Source organism: Catenulispora sp. GAS73 (genome assembly GCF_041262085.1).
Taxonomy (GTDB): Bacteria; Actinomycetota; Actinomycetes; order Streptomycetales; family Catenulisporaceae; genus Catenulispora.
Window position 1 is genome coordinate 83,972 of sequence record NZ_JBGCCM010000042.1, and the last position, 17,880, is coordinate 101,851.

General features: G+C 71.2%; 9 protein-coding genes and 2 pseudogenes. 1 reads left to right on the top strand and 10 read right to left on the bottom strand.

The window, feature by feature from the left end; genetic code table 11:
• Positions 1–3: 3 nt before the first annotated feature.
• From eccD to ABH935_RS42825, 9 genes and pseudogenes are all read right to left on the bottom strand, one after another.
• Positions 4–1,545 (bottom strand): type VII secretion integral membrane protein EccD, encoded by a 1,542-nt coding sequence (eccD, locus tag ABH935_RS42785; protein WP_370383722.1) that lies wholly within the window; start codon positions 1,543–1,545, stop codon positions 4–6.
• Complete coding sequence (gene eccCa, locus ABH935_RS42790; RefSeq protein ID WP_370383723.1) at positions 1,538–5,521, bottom strand: type VII secretion protein EccCa; 3,984 nt, start codon at positions 5,519–5,521, stop codon at positions 1,538–1,540. The genes eccD and eccCa overlap by 8 nt, the downstream gene beginning before the upstream one ends.
• A 175-nt stretch (positions 5,522–5,696) precedes the next feature.
• A complete protein-coding gene (locus ABH935_RS42795) occupies positions 5,697–6,503 on the bottom strand; it encodes a response regulator transcription factor (RefSeq protein WP_370383724.1) in 807 nt (268 codons plus the stop codon).
• Positions 6,504–6,689: 186 nt separating this feature from the next.
• Positions 6,690–7,505, bottom strand: a complete 816-nt coding sequence (locus ABH935_RS42800) for a LuxR C-terminal-related transcriptional regulator (RefSeq protein ID WP_370383725.1) — start codon at positions 7,503–7,505, stop codon at positions 6,690–6,692.
• 35 nt (positions 7,506–7,540) lie between these two features.
• Positions 7,541–10,567: a BTAD domain-containing putative transcriptional regulator gene (locus ABH935_RS42805; protein ID WP_370383726.1), complete on the bottom strand. Its 3,027-nt coding sequence runs from the start codon at positions 10,565–10,567 to the stop codon at positions 7,541–7,543.
• Positions 10,568–10,866: 299 nt separating this feature from the next.
• Positions 10,867–11,100: a hypothetical protein gene (locus ABH935_RS42810; RefSeq protein ID WP_370383727.1), complete on the bottom strand. Its 234-nt coding sequence runs from the start codon at positions 11,098–11,100 to the stop codon at positions 10,867–10,869.
• Between the two features lie 382 nt (positions 11,101–11,482).
• The gene (locus tag ABH935_RS42815) at positions 11,483–14,488 is read right to left on the bottom strand and encodes an SMI1/KNR4 family protein (RefSeq protein WP_370383728.1); all 3,006 of its coding nucleotides are present in this window, start codon (positions 14,486–14,488) and stop codon (positions 11,483–11,485) included.
• A 168-nt stretch (positions 14,489–14,656) separates the two neighbouring features.
• A pseudogene (locus tag ABH935_RS42820) lies at positions 14,657–15,490 on the bottom strand (sorbosone dehydrogenase family protein); the annotation flags it as partial.
• Between the two features lie 220 nt (positions 15,491–15,710).
• Complete coding sequence (locus ABH935_RS42825) at positions 15,711–16,787, bottom strand: hypothetical protein (RefSeq protein WP_370383729.1); 1,077 nt, start codon at positions 16,785–16,787, stop codon at positions 15,711–15,713.
• A 266-nt stretch (positions 16,788–17,053) separates the two neighbouring features.
• On the opposite strand from ABH935_RS42825, the gene ABH935_RS42830 reads away from it, so the two are divergent.
• Complete coding sequence (locus ABH935_RS42830) at positions 17,054–17,209, top strand: hypothetical protein (protein WP_370383730.1); 156 nt, start codon at positions 17,054–17,056, stop codon at positions 17,207–17,209.
• A 358-nt stretch (positions 17,210–17,567) separates the two neighbouring features.
• On the opposite strand, the pseudogene ABH935_RS42835 reads toward ABH935_RS42830, so the two are convergent.
• A pseudogene (locus ABH935_RS42835) lies at positions 17,568–17,880 on the bottom strand (hypothetical protein); the annotation flags it as partial.

Here is a 17,880-nt window from a genome sequence, read left to right on the forward strand (position 1 = left end):
GCCTTATTTGATGAGCGCGCGGAAGTGGGCGTAGACGTGGAGCACCTGGAGCAGGAGCGGCAGCAGGGCGACCGAGCTCAGCAGTTCCAGGTTGTCGGCGAGCTGGCCCCAGACCGGGAGCAGGCGGCGTCCGGGCATCTCCCGCGCGGCGGCCAGGAGCAAGCCGACGCAGAGCAGCACCACGAGCAGAGCCGTGGAGCGACTGGACGAATCCAGGCCCGCGATGACCTTCAGCGCCACCAGGGCGAGCCCGGTCGCCCCGCTCAGGGCCAGCGGCGCGCGCTGCCAGGCCAGGTTCAGACCGCGGGCCTGGAGCAGGACCGCGAGGCCGAACGCGGCGGCGAGCGTCTGGCCGGCCCAGCCCGGCTGGCGCACCAGCTGCACGAAGGCCGTGCCGTACACCAGCGAGCTGGTGACGAACAGCGCGTCCAGGTGCGCGACCGCGCGCCCGGTGCGATCGGTGACCTGCGCTTCGGGCGCTGGATCGATGTCCTCCTGCAGTTCCTCGGCGGTACGGGGAAGCTGCGCGACACGCAGCTTGGCGACGCGCAGCGCGATCCTGAGGTTCACCGTCGTCGCCGCATACGCCACGACGGCGATGATCCCGGCGACAGCCACGGCGCTCGCGCCGAACGCACTGGCCAGCGCCGCGCCCAGGGCGGCGCAGATCCCCGTCCCGGCCACGGCGCCGAACACCGCCGTGGACAGCCGGCCGGCGACCGCGACCAGGATCGCGACCGCCGCGGTCGCACATCCGGTGATCATCAGGGCCCGGCGATCCAGGGTGAACAGACCGTGGGCCCCGTGCCGGGCGGCGAACCCGGCGAGTCCGGCGAAGACGCAGGCGCCCAGGCCCACGACGATCGCGTTCCCCCGGTCGGCACCGCGCCGGCCCTCGGCCACGGCCGCGACCGCGAGCAGCACGCAGGCCAGCCCGTAGTCCACGATCCGCGTCGGGGTCGACCGGACGCCCGCGACGCCGATCGCGAAGGCGGCCGCCGCCAGCGCGGAGGCGGCCAGCAGCAGGATCCTGGTGAACTCCGGGCGCCACCGGTCGGCACGGGCCGCGACCGAGTGCGCGACGCCGACGCTGACGTCGTCGAAGTCGAGCGCCGGCAGCGCGGCGGCCTCCGGGTTCAGATACAGCACCTCGCCCTCGCGCAGGTCGAGGGATTCGGCGGTCGCCCCGAAGTCCAGCGGCGCGCCGCCGAGCCGCTGCAGCACCCACGCGTGATCGGCCGCGTCGGTCCCGGCCGCGTGCCGGACCACGACCGGCAGCAGTTCGCCGAGCGTCGCCGTGGCCGGGATGGCGAGGTCGACGCGCCGTTCCGGGCCCGACACGGTGATCCGGCACAGGTCGGTTCCGCCGGGGGCGAGCCGGGGCGTGGTGGTGGAGACGGTGGGGGCGGTGGCGTTCATCATGCTCCTGAGCCGCGCGTCATCGCCGGTCTCGGCGCGAAGCGCGGCGTGGGGATCGTGGGGGTCGGCGGAGGGGCGGAGCGGGACCACGGGTGCGAGCCCGTCGACGGCAGGGCTCTTACTCATCGCCGCCGACCAGCCCGGTCTGGATCAGCCGGATGTCGCGGCGGGTCACGAGCTGGGCGCGGCCGGGCAGCAGGGAACGGGGCTTGGCCTCGCCGATGAACTTGCCCTCCTCCTTCGGATAGGAGAACAGCACGGCGGGGCTGTTGAGCTCCCACAGCCGGCGCAGGACCGGGTCCATCATGGCGCGCATGGCGCCGGAGGTACTGCGGGCCAGCACGATGTGCAGGCCGATGTGCGCGCTGCTGCCGAGCAGCCGCACCAGCGGACCCATCGGGCCGCCCGCGCCGTTGCCGGTGGTGAACAGGTCGTAGTCGTCGATGACGGCGAACAGCCGGGGCCCGTGCCACCAGTCGCGGCGCTGGAGTTGCTCGGGTGTCACGTCGGGGCCGGGCAGCCGCGCGGTCATCGACACCGCGGCGCTCCCGGCGAGGGAGGCGAGGGAGTCGGTGTCGACGGCGTATCCGACTCGGAACTCCTCGGGGACGAGCTCGTGCAGCCCGCGGCCGGGGTCGCCGAGCAGGATCCGGGCCTCGGCCGGGGTGTAGCGGGCGGTGATGGCCTTGATCGCCAACCGCAGCGCGTTCGTCTTGCCGGTCTCGTCGTCGCCGAACACCAGCAGGTGCGGAGAGTGTTCGAAGTCGTGCCACACCGGCTGCAGGCGCTTCTCGTCCCAGCCCAGGCACATGCGCAGGTCCCCGCTCGGGGCGGGCAGCGAGGCCGCGGGCAGCCGGGTCGGCAGCATGCGCACGCCCGGCGCGCGGGGCCCGGTCCAGAACAGTTCGAGCTCGCTCGCGGCGGTCTTGGTCGCCGTGGTGAGGTCCTCCGTCCCGGCGTCGCCGTCCAGGCGCGGCAGGGCCGCCAGGAAGTGGTGCCCGGACCGGGTCAGGCCGCGGCCCGGCTGCTGCGGCACCGTGGCGGCCGGCCGACTGCCGATCTCGGACTCCATCGGGTCGCCGAGCCGCAGTTCGAGCTTGGTGCCGAACAGGTCGCGCAGCCGCGGCCGGAACTCCGACCAGCGCACCGCGGCGGCGACCAGGTGCACGCCGAACGACAGGCCGCGGGCGGCGAGTTCGTTGACCCGCGCCTCCAGCTCCTCGAAGTCCTGGCGCAGCGTGGCCCAGCCGTCCACGACCAGGAACAGGTCCCCGAAGGGGTCCTGGAAGGCCCCGCGTGCCCGGGCCGCGCGGTAGGCGGCCATCGACTCCAGCCCGAGCTCGGTGAAGCGGGCCTCGCGCACCTCGATCAGCTGCGCGACCTCCTCGATGGTGCGCAGCACGCGGTCCCGGTCCAGGCGCGTGGTCGTGGAGCCGACGTGCGGCAGGCCCGCGGTGGAGACCAGGCCGCCGCCGAAGTCGAGGCAGAAGAACTGGACGTCGTGCGGGGTGTGGGTGAGCGCGAGGGAGAGCATCAGGGTGCGGAGCAGGGTGGACTTGCCGCTCTGCGGCGCCCCGGCGATGCCGATGTGGCCCTCGGCGCCCAGCAGGTCCGCGACGAGCAGTTCGCGGGACTGGTCGTAGGGGCGGTCGACGACGCCCACCGGGACCCGCAGCGCGCCGAGTGCGGGATAGCCGGCCGCGTGCAGGCCGCGCGCCGGGTCCGGCACGATGCCGGGCAGCAGCTCGTCCAGGCTCGGCGCGGTGGACAGCGGCGGGAGCCAGACCTGGCGGGCCGGCGGGCCGCCGCCGGCGGCGAGCCGGTCGACGAGCACTTCCAGCAGGCTGTCGGCGTCCTCGCCGGACTCCGGGCCCGGATCGGCCAGGATCGGCACCGGGGCGGCGCCCGCCGCGGCGCTCGCCGGGGCCGATCCGCCGGGCCGGGGTGTCCGCTGGCGCAGGCCGAACTCCGCGACCTCCGCGGCGACCGCCTCGGCGGCGGCAGCCGAGCCGGCCGCCTCGGGCGAGACCGGGCAGGGCCCGGAGACGTAGGCCGCCTTGAACCGCACCAGGTTCGTCGTGTCGATCTTCAGGTACCCGTTGCCCGGCGCCGACGGCAGCTCGTAGGCGCTGGAGACGCCGATGACGCTGCGCGACTCCATCGAGGAGAAGGTGCGCAGCGCGATCCGGTACGACAGGTGGCCCTCGACCCGGTGGATGCGGCCCTCGTCCAGCCGCTGCGAGGCGAGCAGCAGGTGCACGCCGAGGCTGCGCCCGACCCGGCCGATCGTCACGAACAGCTCGATGAACTCCGGCTTGCTGGCCAGCAGCTCGGAGAACTCGTCGACGACGACCAGCAGCGAGGGCAGCGGGGCGAGCCGGGCGCCGCCGGCCCGGGCCTTCTCGTAGTCGAACTGCGAGGAGTAGCCGCTCTCCCGCAGCAGCTCCTGGCGCCGGATCACCTCGCCGTTGAGCGAGTCCTGCATCCGGTCCACCAGGTGCAGCTCGCCGGCCAGGTTGGTGATCACGGCCGAGGTGTGCGGCAGGCGGTCCATGTGCATGAACGTCGCGCCGCCCTTGAAATCCACCAGCACGAGGTTCAGGACCTCGGAGGAGTGGGTCGCGGCCAGGCCGACGATCAGGGTGCGCAGCAGCTCGCTCTTGCCCGAGCCGGTGGCGCCGATCAGCAGGCCGTGCGGCCCCATGCCGCCCTGCGCGGACTCCTTGACGTCGAGCTCGACGACCTCGCCGTTCTCGGTGACGCCGATGGGCACCTGCAGGCGTGCGGACTGCACGGCCCGGGGGCGCCACTTCGCCGCGACGTCGAAGGTCCGCGGGTTGCGGATGCCCAGCAGCGTGGTCAGCTCGAAGTCGCTCTCCAGCGGCTTGTCGGCCAGGTCGACCGCGCCGGAGGTCCGCAGCGGCGCGATCACCCGGGCCAGCGACAGCGCCGCGCCCGGGGAGAGCGCGTCGGCGGCCGCGGAGGCGGTGGCGTCCCCGACCGGGAAGTCGACGCTGCCGTCCCGCACGTGCAGCCGCAGGACCTTCGGGCCGCCGGTCATCGCGCCGGTGGCGTCGAAGAGCACGGTGTTGCGCAGCCCCGAGCCCAGCAGCCGGGACGTGCCCGGCAGCGCCGTGCGGTGCGCGACCACCACGACGAACGGCTCCGCCCCGCCGGGCACCGCCGCCCGGTCGTGCTCGGGCCGCTCGTCGACCTCGGTCCCGAGCAGCTCCACGAGCGTGTCGTAGTCGGTGGTCACCTGGCGCAGCGGGCCCGCCGCGTCCTCCAGAACCGGGTGGGCCGAGTGCGGGAGCCACTTGAGCCAGTCCCACTCGGCCAGGCCGGGCTCGTCGGTGAGCACCGCGATCCGCAGCTCGTCCGGCGAGTGGAAGACGGCCAGCTGGCCCAGCATCGAGCGCATCAGGCCCAGGGCGGGATCGCCCTGCCCGGCGAACTCGACACTGGTGAAGTTGCGCAGTCCCAGCGCGATCGGCACCCCGGCGACGGTCTGGTGGGCCCGGCTGAAACGCCGCAGCGAGATCGCGCACAGCGGTTCGAGGTCTTCGATCGGCTTGGTCTGCGGCGGGATGAACTCCAGCGCGGCACGGCGCTCGCCCAGCCCGATGCGCACCCGGGCGAAGTCCTCGTGGGCGCCGCGCCGCTCCCAGATCCGGGGACCCGTGGCCAGCGACCACAGCGCAGCCGGGTCGGGATGGTCCCAGGCCACCGCGGCGCGCTGGGCCTCGGCGGCGTCCAGCGCCTGCTTGCGCAGCTGGGCCAGGTAGCGCAGGTAGTCGCGGCGCTCCGCACGCATCCGCCGCTTGCGGTCCAGCCCGGACCGGCCGACCTGGCCCAGGCCCATGAAGACCATGGAGCCGCCCATCATGCCGGACATCAGGTAGGTGCCCGCCGAGCCCTTGGCGGCCGAGAACATCATGGCCATGGTGCCCATGCCCAGGGCCATCGGCATCATGCCGATCATCGAGCCCAGATCGGCGGTGGCCGGCTCGCCGAGCACCGGCGGCTCGGCCAGCTCCACCTGCCCTTCCGGGAGCGGCGGCGCGGCCGCCCGGGAGGGGCGCTTCACGATGACGGTGCCCATGAGTGGTGTGGCCTTCTCCGCTGAAGTGTCTCGACGCCGACGGTATGTGGTGGCCGGGCGGCTGTGCCGGTCCGGCCGCGAGGGTTGCCCGATCGGACACCCGCCGATGCCCCGATGCCCTGTGCCCGATGTCCTGGCGCTCTGGTGCCCTGGTGCCTCAGATCGCCCCGGTGCCTCAGATCGCCCCGTTGCGCAGGGCGAAGGCGACGGCGTGCGCGCGGTTGCGCAGCCGCCACCGGGTGAGCACGCCGTGGATGATGTTCTTCACGGTCCGCTCGGAGTAGTTCAGCCGCGCCGCGATCTCGGGGGTCCCCAGACCCTCGGCCAGCAGCCGCAGCACGTCGGCCTCCCGGGCCTCCAGCCCCGCCGGAGTCACCCCCATCGGCTCCAGCACCTCCCGCTGGATCGCCCGGACCTGGTCGACCAGCCAGCCCAGGGCGACCTCGGGCAGCTCCAGCCGGTCCTCGCGCACCGCCTCGATCGCCCGCAGGATGCGCTCGAAATCAGCCTCCTGCCGCGGGATGACGCTGACCAGCCCGTGGGTGACCGCGGTGAGCAGCTGCGGTCCCCGCACGCCGTCCCCGACCAGCACGAACCGCACCTCGCGGCGCGCCCGGTCGGCGGCCTGCCGCATCCACTCCAGGGTGTCGTCGGTCACCCGGGACACCAGGATCACCACGACCTCCGCCTCGTGCTGGCGGTCCACCGGCAGGACCAGGATCCCGGGGCAGGAGGACAGGAACGCGGCGACCCCCTGGCCGGTGATCGGGTCGCCGGCGAGCACGGCGACCGGGATCGGGGCGGCCGGCGCCCCGTCGCGCCGGCCCGGCGGGCGGCGGTCGGCCGGCACCGGCGCGAAGACCGGCGGCGCCGGAGTCTGCGCGGGCGGGGACTCGGCGAGCAGAGTCTCGGCGGTCGTGGACGTCGTTTCCAACACAGCGATCGGACCTTCCCCCAAGTGCTCGCCCATCATCAGCGTCATGATGACGATGCGAGCCGGCGGATATTTCGCGTATCAGCAATCTGTATAGCACGAATACCAACCCGCGCAGAAGAACGTCCAAGAGATTGCAAATTCTCAAAGAATTCACACGAATTTAATTGCCCATCGACGCCCTGCGTGCTTGCCTGTTCGAGGGCAAAATCAGCATCGGCTCCGGCACCGGCATCACAGAGCCCCGGCCCGCACCAGGAAAGCGACGGCGTGCGCGCGATTGCGCAGTCGGCGCCGCGTCAACACGCCGTGGATAATGTTCTTCACGGTACGCTCCGAGTAGTTCATCCGCTCGGCGATCTCGGCGGTGTCCAGGCCGTCGGCGAGCAGCCGGAGCACATCGACCTCCCGGGTGCCCAGCCCCACCGCGGTCAACCCTCGGGGCTGGAGCACGTCGCGGTGGATCGTCCGCAGCCTGGCGACCAGCCATCCGACGGCCTCGTCGGGCAACTCCAGCCGGCCCCGCGGGACCCCCTGGATCGCCCGCACGATCCGGTCGGCGTCCGCGTCCCGCCGGGCGATCACGCTGAGCGGTCCGCACGCGACGGCCGCGAGCAGGTGGTGCTCACGCAGGCCGTCGCCGACCAGGACGAACCCGACTTCACCCGCGGCGGCCCGCGCGGCCTCCCGCATCAAGGCCGACGTCCGGTCGGTGACCCGCCCGGCCATGACCAGCACCACCCGTGCGGCACCGGCGTCGTCGGCCGGCAGCACCCTGATCCCCGGCCGGGACCGCAGACAGGCCAGCGTGGCATCCCGCGTGACCGGATCATCCGCCAGGACGCGGACCGGGATCGGCGCGGCCGGCGGATCGCCCGCCCGCACGGGATCCGCCGCGATCCGCACGGGGTCGATCCGCACGGGGTCCGCGGGGTCCGCGGGGAACACGGGCCACACCGGGTCGGCCACGTCCTCGACGCCGGCCGGTGCGTAACCGCGCAGCGTCGCGATTCCGCGAGGAGGGGCCGGCTGATGCGGCTTTATCAGCACTTTGCCATTGTGACGGATGGGGCTTCAAGGATCCTTCACGGATCCTTCACGGCCCGGTCGGGCGCCCGCGGCACGGGCGTCGGCGGATCGGCGCGCAGCGAGCGAAGGAACTCCGCGACCTCGTCGACGTCCTCGGCGTCGAGGTCCCGCAACAGCAGCAGCGCCCGGCCCGCCAGGTCGGCGGCGAGCCCGGGTGCCGCCGCGGCCCGGTGCACCTTGGCCATGCCGAACAGGGCTCGGGCCGCGTGGTAGTCGTCGCAGGACTCGCTGATCGCCAGCGCTTCCCGGAAGTAGCCCAGGGCCGTGTCGGCATGCCCCAGCCCGTGCTCGGCCGCGCCGAGGTTGACCAGGATGTTGGCTTCCAGCATCACGTTCTGGCAGGCCCGCGCCGCTTCCAGGCCGAGCCTGCCGACCCGCAGCGACTCCTCGGACTCGCCGAGTTCGGCGTACAGCTCGCACAGGACGTCGAGGCACCCCGCCTCGTAGTAGACCAGCCCGCTGCGCCGCGCCAGGGCCAGGGCCTGTAGGGCATAGGGCAGAGCCGCCGAGTAGTCCTTGGCTTCGCGGAGCGTGGACGCCAGGTTGCCGAGCAGGCTGGTGCGCAGCAGGTCCTCGCCGAGGTCTTCGGCGAGCCGCAGACCGCTGTGGAGCTCGCGCACGGCGTCATCGTTGCGCCCCAGCCGGGAGTAGGCCACGCTCAGGTGGTTGTGCAGCACGGCCTGGGCCTTGCGGTCCTGGAGCAGTTCGGCGCCGCGCATCCCGATCCGCACCGTCTCGACCCAGTCGCGGGCCTGTCCGGCCGCGTAGAAGTAGTCGAAGAGCAGGTAGCACAGCTGCCACGCGCGATCGTGGCACCCGATCTTCTGGGCCGCCCGCACGAGCGGCGCGATGTTGTCCCACTCCTGGCCGCACCAGGTGACCCGTTCCTTCTGGTCGCCGAGGTGCGCCGGTTCGTGCGGGAAGTCGTCGGCGAGGGTGAACGGGAGCGGTATCGAGGCGGACTGGTACCCCTGTGCCAGGGTCCGTACATACCATTCCAGCATGCGTTCGAGCGCCCGTCGCCGGGAGGCGGCCGTCTCGCCGCGCCGGGCGGCCTCCTCGGCGTAGATGCGGGTCAGGTCGTGCATCCGATAACCGTCGGCGGTGGTCTCGACCAGATGCTGCGCGGCCAGGTCGTGCAGAACGGCGGCGGCCTCGGCGAGCGTGACGCCCAGCAGCGCGGCGGCCGCCTCCGGCCGGATGTCCACCCCCGGGACCAGCCCCAGCATGCGGAAGGCGCGGGCGGCCTCGGTGTCGAGCCTGGCGTAGGACCAGGACAGGACGCCGCGCACCGAGGAGAGCTCGTCATCCGGCATCTGCAGGGCGTCCAGCCGGCGCCGCACGTTCTCCAGGCCGGTGATCAGATCGACGATCTTCACCTCGGACCCCGCGGACACCTGCTCGGCGGCGATCCGCAGGGCGAGCGGCAGGTGGTCGCACAGCTCGGCCAGGTGCCGGGCTGCCGACAGCTCGGCGGCCACCCGCACGCTCCCGATCGAGGTGAACAGCAGCGTCAGGGACTCCTCCGGACTCAGCGGGTCCAGCCGCACCCGCCGGGCCGCGTACCGGACGGACAGGCCGGACAGCCGGTTGCGGCTGGTCACGATGACGAAGGAGGGTCCGCCCCCGGGCAGCAGGTCCTCCACCTGGTCGGCGGACTCGGCGTTGTCCAGCACGATGAGCACGCGCTGATCGCGGACGATACTGCGCCACAGGGCGACCCGCTGCTCGTGACCGTCCGGGATCCTCCTTCCGGTCACCGAGGTGAGCAGGTGGTATAGGGCGTCCTCCGGTGAGCGCGCCGGGTGGCTGGGGTCGAAGCCGCGCAGGTTCACATAGAGCTGGCCGTCCGGGTACGCGGCGGCCAGCAGGTGGGCGGACCGCACGGCGAGGGCGGTCTTCCCGATGCCGCCGGCGCCGACGATCATCACGATCTGCGGGCCGTCGGTTCCCTCCGGGTCGGCGCCGACGCCTGCGACGCGTGCCGCCTCCAGCACCTCGTGGATCGCGGCGACACGACCGACGAAGTTCCCGATGCCGCGCGGCAGCTGCGCCGGCCGGACCGGGGGGCCGGCTTCCGGCGGCGGCATCTGTGTCTGCGTCTGTATCGGTTGTGTCGGTTGTGTCGGTTGTATCGGCGGCTGGACGGCGGCTTGGACGGCGGCCCGGTCTGCGGCTTGGACGGTGGTTTGGACGGTGGCTTGGACGGCGGGCTTCGGCGAAGCGACGCGGTCCCGCACGGCGGCGGCCTTCGGCGCGGGGGAAGCGAATCCGGCGTCGCCGGCCAGAATCGACGCGTGCAAGGCCTGCATCTGGGCCGACGGGTCGATGCCGAGATCGTCGGCGAGCAGCTTCCTGAGCTCCCGGTACTGCGCGAGCGCCTCGGCGGTCCGCCCGCCCTGGTGCAGTGCCCTGATCATCAGGGCTCGCAGCGGCTCGTGATAGGGGTTCGCCGGAACGTGGTCCCGGAGCTGGTCGGCCACCGCGGTCGGCCGATCCAGCTCCATCAGCACCTCGGCGCGCTCGATCAGCAGCCGCAGCCGCAGATCCGCCACCCGGGCCCGGTGCTCGGCGGCGAACGGGCCGGGCAGGCCGCCGAGGGCCGAGCCCGGACGCCAGCGGGCCAGCGCCTCGTCGAAAGCCGCGACCGCGGCGAGGCGATCCTGCCCGGCCCGGCTCGCGCGGGCGCGCGCCGCCGACCGCTGGGCCGCCGCGACGTCCAGCCCATCCGGGGCGAGCCGGAGCGAGTAGCCCGACCCGGAGCTGCTCAACGGCTCGCCCAGCCGATCCAGGGCTTTGCGCAGGCCCGACATGTAGGTGTGGAGGTTCCCGGCCGCCGTGGCGGGCGGCGAGCCACCCCAGACGTGATCGATCAGATCGTCGCGCGAGACCACGCTGTTCGTGCTCAGCGCGAGTACGGCGAACACCGCTCGCTGCTTCGGCGGTCCGAGCGTGAGTTCCCGGATCCCGGCGAACGCGCGCAGCGGTCCAAGGGTCTCTACCCTGAGGCGGCCGTCATCCATGCCAGTCAACGTCCTGCCATCGCGCTGTTGGCCTTGCCTGTGTTCGTTGTCTGTCTTGTATTGTTCCGGCTTGTTCTCGTTGCCTGTCAAGGGAAACCGGCAGCGCGACGATGAGGTTACAGGGGCGCGGAGGCAGCCCACTTCACACGATTCGACGGGAGTGCGTCCAGGATCTGACGCGGCGGTGTCCGCGGGTCGGCGAGGCGCCCGCATCGCGGGGATCGGCACGGGCACGACGGCGATCCCAGGGCCGTGGCCGCCCGATCAGAGCTCGATGCCGGGCGGCCACGACCGGAGCACTAGTTCCAGCCGGTCAGAATCCAGCCACCGTTGCCCGCGTTGCAGGAGAAGTTGTGGATGATGCCCTGCTGAGCGTAAACGTCGCCGGCGTACTGGCAGTCGTAGTAGGTCGGGTACCACTGGTCCAACACACCGTCGGCCGACGCGGCGGCGGCGCTCGTCATGACGACCGTGGCCGTGGCGATGGTGATGCCGACCGCGGCGAAGGCGGTGCGCAAACGGCGAGTAGACATATCGTTCCTCCTCGAATCCCCAGTGCTCACACGTAAACAGGTGAACAGGTTCCATGGTGCTGAAGAGCCCTGATATGCGCCACGCGGTTGCCCGTTCGCGCCCGTACCACTGCCCGTTCGGTCACGATCACCCTGGTTCTTACCAGACTGGTGGGATTTCTCCGTAGTTCACCATCGTGACGTAAACATCAACCGGTCAGCGGACGCTCTGATCGTCTCCCACGGCCCTGGTAGCCCAGCACCGGCAGCCCGGTCAGGAGTCGGCGGCGGGCGGACGGCTCGCGCATGTGTCCTCCTGGGTTGAAGAGCTCTGAGACTCAATGATCTGAGACTGAATGCTCTCCAAACAGTGACCACTGGTCGATGTTCGGCAGCGCGAACCTCAACGTCCACTCCCCTGGGTACCTCGGGGCACCCGGACGATCTGTCGCGACCGAATCGGCGTGATCAAGGTGTTGAGCACCGGATCGACGAGCAGGACGACCGGGGCGACGCGCGTCGGGGAGTCGGAGTGCCAGCCCGGCACGGCCGCTTCGATCACCGCCCACGCGCCGTCCGCGTTTCCGGCCCTGACGAGCGCGCGGGCCTCTTCCAGGGCGCACTGAAACGCCGGCGGCTCCGGGAGCACCGGCGGCACGAAGGCTGCGGCCCGCGGAATCATCTTCTCCCGCGACGCGGTCAGCTCCGGTATGGACCGCTGCGTGCGGAATCGGTTCGGATCGAACAGGCGCTTCGCGGCCTCCGCGTCCGGGTCGCTCGTCTCCGTTCCCTGCGTTCCCTGCGTTCCCTGCGTTCCCCGGGAGCCGTCGGCGAGCTCGCTCGGCAGCGGCGGCAGGAGGTCCTCTAGCAGCGGCAGGTAGGACGGGACGCCGCTGATGGGGTCCTTCTCTGTCAGGTGCAGGAACAGCGGCACGGCCTCGGCGCGCAGCTGCTCCAGGCCGACCGCGGCCATGACGTGCGGGCGACCGAACACTCCGTTGCGCAGGGCGTGGTGGCCATGGGCGCTCTTCAGGAAGATCTCCAGGATCACCTTCAGATACGCCGCCGCGCCGGAGCCCTTCACCGCAGCCTGGTCGAACGTCCGCAGCGCCGCGTCGACATCGCCGTTCAGCGCTTGGGCGCGGCCTTCGGCGAGCAGTTCGTCGGCGCCGTCGGGATGCATGGGCGAGCCGCTGTACCCCCGCAGCTGCTCCATCGACTCGCGCTCGTCGGCCACCAGCGCCGCGAACGACGGGAAACGCTCGCTCAAGAAGCCCCAGGAGGACCACGTGTAGGCGGCCCACTCGCCGTCCGGGGAGACGTCTGCCGGGTCGAGGAACCAGTGCTGTGCGTCCCCCTCTTTGGAGATCAGCAGCGCACGCTTCACAATGGGGCCGAGGTCATCGGCGTCACCGAGGATGTCGCAGGTCTGCGGATCGGCCGCGCGGAACCAGTCGATCTCGTCGATCCCGCGCATCGCCCACATGAACTCGCCGATGTTCCGCCAGCCGTCACTGGCGCCGACGAAGGCACGGTAGCTCGCCGGCAGCCGCGCGCCGAGCCGCTCCTCCAGCGCCGCGATGCGCGACTCGTCGACCGGGTCCCCGCCGAGCCAGCCTCGGGACAGCTGGTCGTCAGTGAACTCCCGGCGCTCCCGCTCGTCCATGACGCGCACGACATCCATGCCGTACTCGGTCAGATACGCCGTCCATCCTTCGACGGTGGTGAGCGGCGAGGTGGAAGCGGGCGGCGGCGCGGACGCCGCGATTTTGGCCTCGGCCGGAACGCCACGCTTCGCCGGAACGCTGCGCGCGGCGGGCACGGCAGGAACGGAGGGCACCGCGGCCCTGAGCGGAGCCGCGGCCTTGAACGGAGCCAATGGTTTGAGCGGGGCCGCGAGCCCGGTCGTCAAGGGCCTCCCCAAGGGCGTGGCCGCCGCCAGGGCCGTGCCCCGATACCCGATGGGTCCCTCCCCGGCCCGCTGGTAGTAGCCGAGGAATCCAACAGCGGGGGCGAGCGCCGGGCGAAAGAATCGGATGCGCGCGAGCTGGAGTTCAGTCGACCCCGCATTCTCGGAGATCTCCAGGCGGTAGTGCCGGTACACGGCCTGTTCCCGGCTCCGGATGCGGAACGCCCGGCTCAGATGCCGCGCCGCGAAGGCCTCGCCCGTGCGGGTGTCGAGCGCCGTCCACGTCCGGCCGTCCGGCGAGCCGCTGAGCGTCCAGTCGCGCGGATCACGATCCGGGAAGTCGTCGGCCGACGTCAGCTCATAGAAGCCGACGGCTGCGGGGCGGCCAAGTGTGAAGTCGAGTCGCGCGATGCGGGAGAACGTCAGCCATTTGCTGTGGACCGAGCCCTCAAGCAGATTCTCGGCGATCTCGCCGGCGCCCGGATTCTGTCCGCTCGCCGTGATCTGTATTGAACTGGAAGTCTGTGTTCCCAAACTGGAAATCTGTGCTACCAAACCGGAAATCTGTGTCGCGCCCTCGCGCCCGACCGCACTGTCCGGCCCCGGCACGGCCAGGTCCAGCGCCACGGAACCGGAGTTGTCCGCGCAGTCACGCCAACTGACGCGCTCCACATCGGCGCCGCCATCGTCGAGCAGCACCCGCAGCTCGCCCGAGTCGTGCCAGCCCCCGCCCCAGCCCTCCTGTGTGCCGAACACGTGCACTGCCGCCGACGCGACCTGCTCCGGAGCGGCCCAGGACTCGGAGAGCTGCCCGCGGAACTCCGAGACGGTAGCGTCCGCGGCCCGGTGGTGGCCGTAGAACGAGGCCATCGAGGCCTGGAACGACACTGCGGCCTCCGCCCCGTCCTCGCCGCGCCAGGACAGGTGGCTGAGCTCCGCGTGCTCGCCGCGGTCGATGTGGACCAGCACACGCGGGACGGACTGCCAGGCATCCGTCCCGGCCGGGCGACGCTCGGCACGGAAGGCGCGGACCGAGACCGCCTCCGCAGCCTCACGTCGCAGGGCACGAATGGCACCCCCGCGGTTCTCCAGCGTCTCCACGGTGATCCGGTACAGCCACAACCGCGTGATCGACGTCGCCGAGGTCTGGATCCTCAAAACATTGGTCCCGGCGATGAGGTACTCACCGGGCACCGCCACCGCCGTGTCCGCCGGAAGGTCCCCGCCCGGGATGACATGGCCCTCAACAAGCACGATCCCGTTGATCAGCACGTCGATCGGAGCGTACCCGGGCAGCGGCCCACGCTTGGAGACCAGCGCCGTCACGGTGACCGCCGCCTGCGGCGTCTCCCCCGGCCCGGTCGCGTCGAAGTGCACCTCCACCCACCCGCCACCGTCAACCATCAGATGCGAGGGAGCGGTGGAACAACCACCGCGGCGGACGCTGGCGCCGCCAAGCCTTGCCGGATCAACGGAGAAGTCCGCATAGATCGGTTCCATGCACCGAAGCTAGCGTCGAACGCCGACACCGGGGCGACCACGATGAGAGTCGGACACGTCTGGCTCCCCGTTTCCGACAGCATGGAACCGCCCCGGGCGACGTGCCCCCCGACATCCCCGGGGCGGCCCGCCGAGTCAGGCCACTGTCACGTGACAGATCTGGTTGTTGCTGCTGCCGCTGATCTGTTCCCGGTACGGCCGGGTGCCGCGTTCGCAGGCCACGTACAGGAAGTCGCGGATGATGGTGATTCCGCTGCACGAGCCCTCGGCCACCGGGTAGGTGTGCTTCGGAGCGATGAAGCCTGCTGTGCCGCACGTGCCCGAGGTGCCCTCGCACGAGGGCCAGCCGTAGTTGCCGCCCTTCACGATCAGGTTGGTCTCGTCCATGATGTTGTTGCCGAACTCCTGCTCCCACAGGCGGCCCTGGGAGTCGAAGGCCAGGCCTTGGACGTTGCGGTGTCCGTAGCTCCAGACCGCGTTGTGGAACGGGTTGTCCGGCGGGATGGTGCCGTCCGGGTCGATCCGCAGCACCTTGCCGTTGAGGCTGCTGGTGTTCTGGGCGTTGGCGCCGTTCTGTGCGTCGCCGGTGCCGGCGTAGAGGTACCTGCCGTCCGGGCTGAAGCGGAGCCGTCCGCCGTTGTGGAACTTGTTGCGCTCGATGCCGGTAAGCAGGATCTGCTCGGTGGCGGTTTGCAGCGAGTCGGTGGTCGGGTCGTACTTGATCCGGACGATCCGGTTGTCGGTCGGCGAGGTGTGCATGATGTAGAGCCAGTGGTCCGAGCCGAAGCTCACCGGGTTGATCTCCAGCCCGGTCAGGCCGCCCTCGCCGTCGGTGCTCTGCGCGTTCGGCACCGTGCCGATGCTCTTCTTCGCGCCGGTCTTCGGGTTCAGGTGCACGATGTCGTGGGCGTCGCGCTCGTTGAACAGGATCGTGCCGTCAGGCAGCGTGACCAGGCCCCACACCACGTCGTCGTCGGTGCCGACCTGGGTCACGGTGCACACGCCGTGCGCCGGTGTGCGGCCGGTGCCCGCCGCGGTGGTGACGTCCAGGATCGGCGTGCAGCCCGCGCTCTCGTTGCCGTGCTCGGGCACACGATGGCACGGTTGTCGGCCTGACCGTTGGCGAGGTAATGCAAGGGCGTGATCGCGCCGGAGGGCTGCTCCACGAGTATCGGCAGGTCGCATAGGTTATCGGCGCCCTCAGCCCTGGGATTCCGTCGGGTCAGCCGGCGTTGACCACCTGCGGGCCAGCACTGTCCAGCCGCCGGGCCACGTGAGCGGGGCGGGCATAGGTCGGGACCAGACCACGGGCACGGTTGAGAGATTCGTTCGCCTTGGCATGATCGCCTAGGACGCCGTGGACGTGGGCGAGCGTGCAGTGGATGTCGGCCAGATCGAGTCGGGAGCCGGGCTGCCGGCGGGCCTTGCGCGCCAAGGGCAGTGCGGTTTCCGGATCGCCGGACAAAACGGCGATCAGAGCCTGGAACGCGGGTGGAAGCGGCTGTCCGGCCATCACGGCCTTCGCCCGCGGAACACCCTCGGTGACCGGGATCTGCCGGGACTCGACCGCGTACAAAGCGAGCTCGGCGAGGTGTACCGCCTGCCCGGCACGGAATTTCTCGGCGGCGTCGGGGTTCTGGGCGGCCAGGAGCGATACGTGTCGATCGATGACATCGAGGGCGTCGGCGAAACGGCCCTCCATGTAGGCGACACGCGCGGCCACCGTCGAGGCGAGATCCTGCTCAGCGGCGAGTTCACGCATCGGCCGGTCATCGCCCTGCCCGAAACGGATGTGGGCGTACCGCACGGCGATGGCACGGGCGATGGCCTGCGGATCTGCTTTCAACCGCGGGTTGAGTAACGAGGCGATGTAGAGGCGCTTGTCCCGGGTGCGACTCACCAGCAAAAAGCACGCCGCCAGCAGCGTGCCAGCCAAGACGTCTCGCTGGAAACGACTTCCCGGCGCGAACAGCAGACAGGCCAGCAGCCCCCACCCCAGAATCGCCAGCAGCTGGGAGAGCCGGAACATCCACATACGCGTCGCGAGTGACCGGGCGTCCCGGTAGACGCCGGACACGCCGAGATTCCACGGCGCGGCCCGCCAGTGCACCGTCACGCGCCGGCCCGGCCGTACCAGCAGCACCTTGCCGGCGCCTACCTGGACGGAGAATAGCGACATCCGCAGCGGGGGCATGACGAGGATCAGGGACAGAAGACCGGCGTAGTAGGTGACCACAATCGTCGCACCGATCACCGCCAGATCGAGCGGCCGGTCCGAAGGCAAGCCGAAGTCGAACATCCCACCCTCCCGCGGCCAGCGCGCTTCGCCGAGCCCGGGTGGATTCTAGTAGCTCGTCACGCAGCCTTGGCCGGGTAACTGGTCCAGCTGCGGATGGGTGAGCTCTGGGCGAAGTTGGTCTGGGGGATCTCGCCGACATACCTGAGACGTTCGGTGAACCGCGCTCACGACACCTCGGTGGTCCGGTCCGCGAGCTTCGCATACGCCTGGAACCCAACGACTGGCGCGTGACGTACTGGCAGGCCCAGGCCGGCGCATAGTGCTGTTTGACCGCGTTCCGTAAGACACGGATGCGCGAGAGCGCCAAGGTCGACCCGGCCTTGACCGCCCAAGCCCGTGACCTGCTCGCCGCTGACGAGGACCTGGACCCCGAGGCCCGCGCCGTCTATGAGGAGGCCCGGCTGGCCGGACAGATCGCCTAGGCCATCTACGACCGGCGCACCGCGCTCGGCCTGAGCCAATCAGCGCCACGGCCAGGTGCAGGCCGCCGTAGGGCCGACGCGGTATGACCGCGAGCAGCGCGGCGATCAGCGCCCGGTCGGCCCAGGACAGCCTCGGCCCGCTCCTGCTCTAGCGTTGCAGGACCGCGACCTGGTGGCGCAGCAAAAGGATCTCGGGATCCTTCCAGGCCGACTGGCGTCGGGCCAGTCGTGGCCAGGCCACGGATGACGTTTCCGACAACCACAGCACGCCACGTTCGTCACGCGGGCCGCGTGGGACTGGGCTGCGGTCGAGGGGGACGTCGAGATCATCGGCCCGGACGACGAGGTGGCGCCGTCTTCATTGGATGTAGCAGGCCTTGACCTGCCCGGGATCGGGGTCCCCGAACACCGCGTCGTCACATGCGGTATTGCCGGTCACCGTGCTGTATCCGTAGCGGCCATTGGCGCCGAAGGCGACCTCGTGAGTACCGGTGAAGGCGCAGTTGATCGTCTCAGCAGAGCACGGAGTCCACGTCGTGACCCCGGGAGGCGGAGCCTCGATGTAGCAGGCCTTGGGCACGCCGGGGTCCGGGTCGCCGAAGAGTGTGTTGTTGCAGGCTGTTCCGCCGGTCACGGTCGCGTAGTTGTACTTGCCCTGGGCCCCGAACGCC

Coding starts and splice junctions, on each gene's coding strand:
- eccD (WP_370383722.1), bottom strand. CDS start 1,545: ATGAGTAAGAGCCCTGCCGTCGACGGGCTCGCACCCGTGGTCCCGCTC.
- eccCa (WP_370383723.1), bottom strand. CDS start 5,521: ATGGGCACCGTCATCGTGAAGCGCCCCTCCCGGGCGGCCGCGCCGCCG.
- ABH935_RS42795 (WP_370383724.1), bottom strand. CDS start 6,503: ATGACGCTGATGATGGGCGAGCACTTGGGGGAAGGTCCGATCGCTGTG.
- ABH935_RS42805 (WP_370383726.1), bottom strand. CDS start 10,567: ATGGATGACGGCCGCCTCAGGGTAGAGACCCTTGGACCGCTGCGCGCG.
- ABH935_RS42810 (WP_370383727.1), bottom strand. CDS start 11,100: ATGTCTACTCGCCGTTTGCGCACCGCCTTCGCCGCGGTCGGCATCACC.
- ABH935_RS42815 (WP_370383728.1), bottom strand. CDS start 14,488: ATGGAACCGATCTATGCGGACTTCTCCGTTGATCCGGCAAGGCTTGGC.
- ABH935_RS42825 (WP_370383729.1), bottom strand. CDS start 16,787: ATGTTCGACTTCGGCTTGCCTTCGGACCGGCCGCTCGATCTGGCGGTG.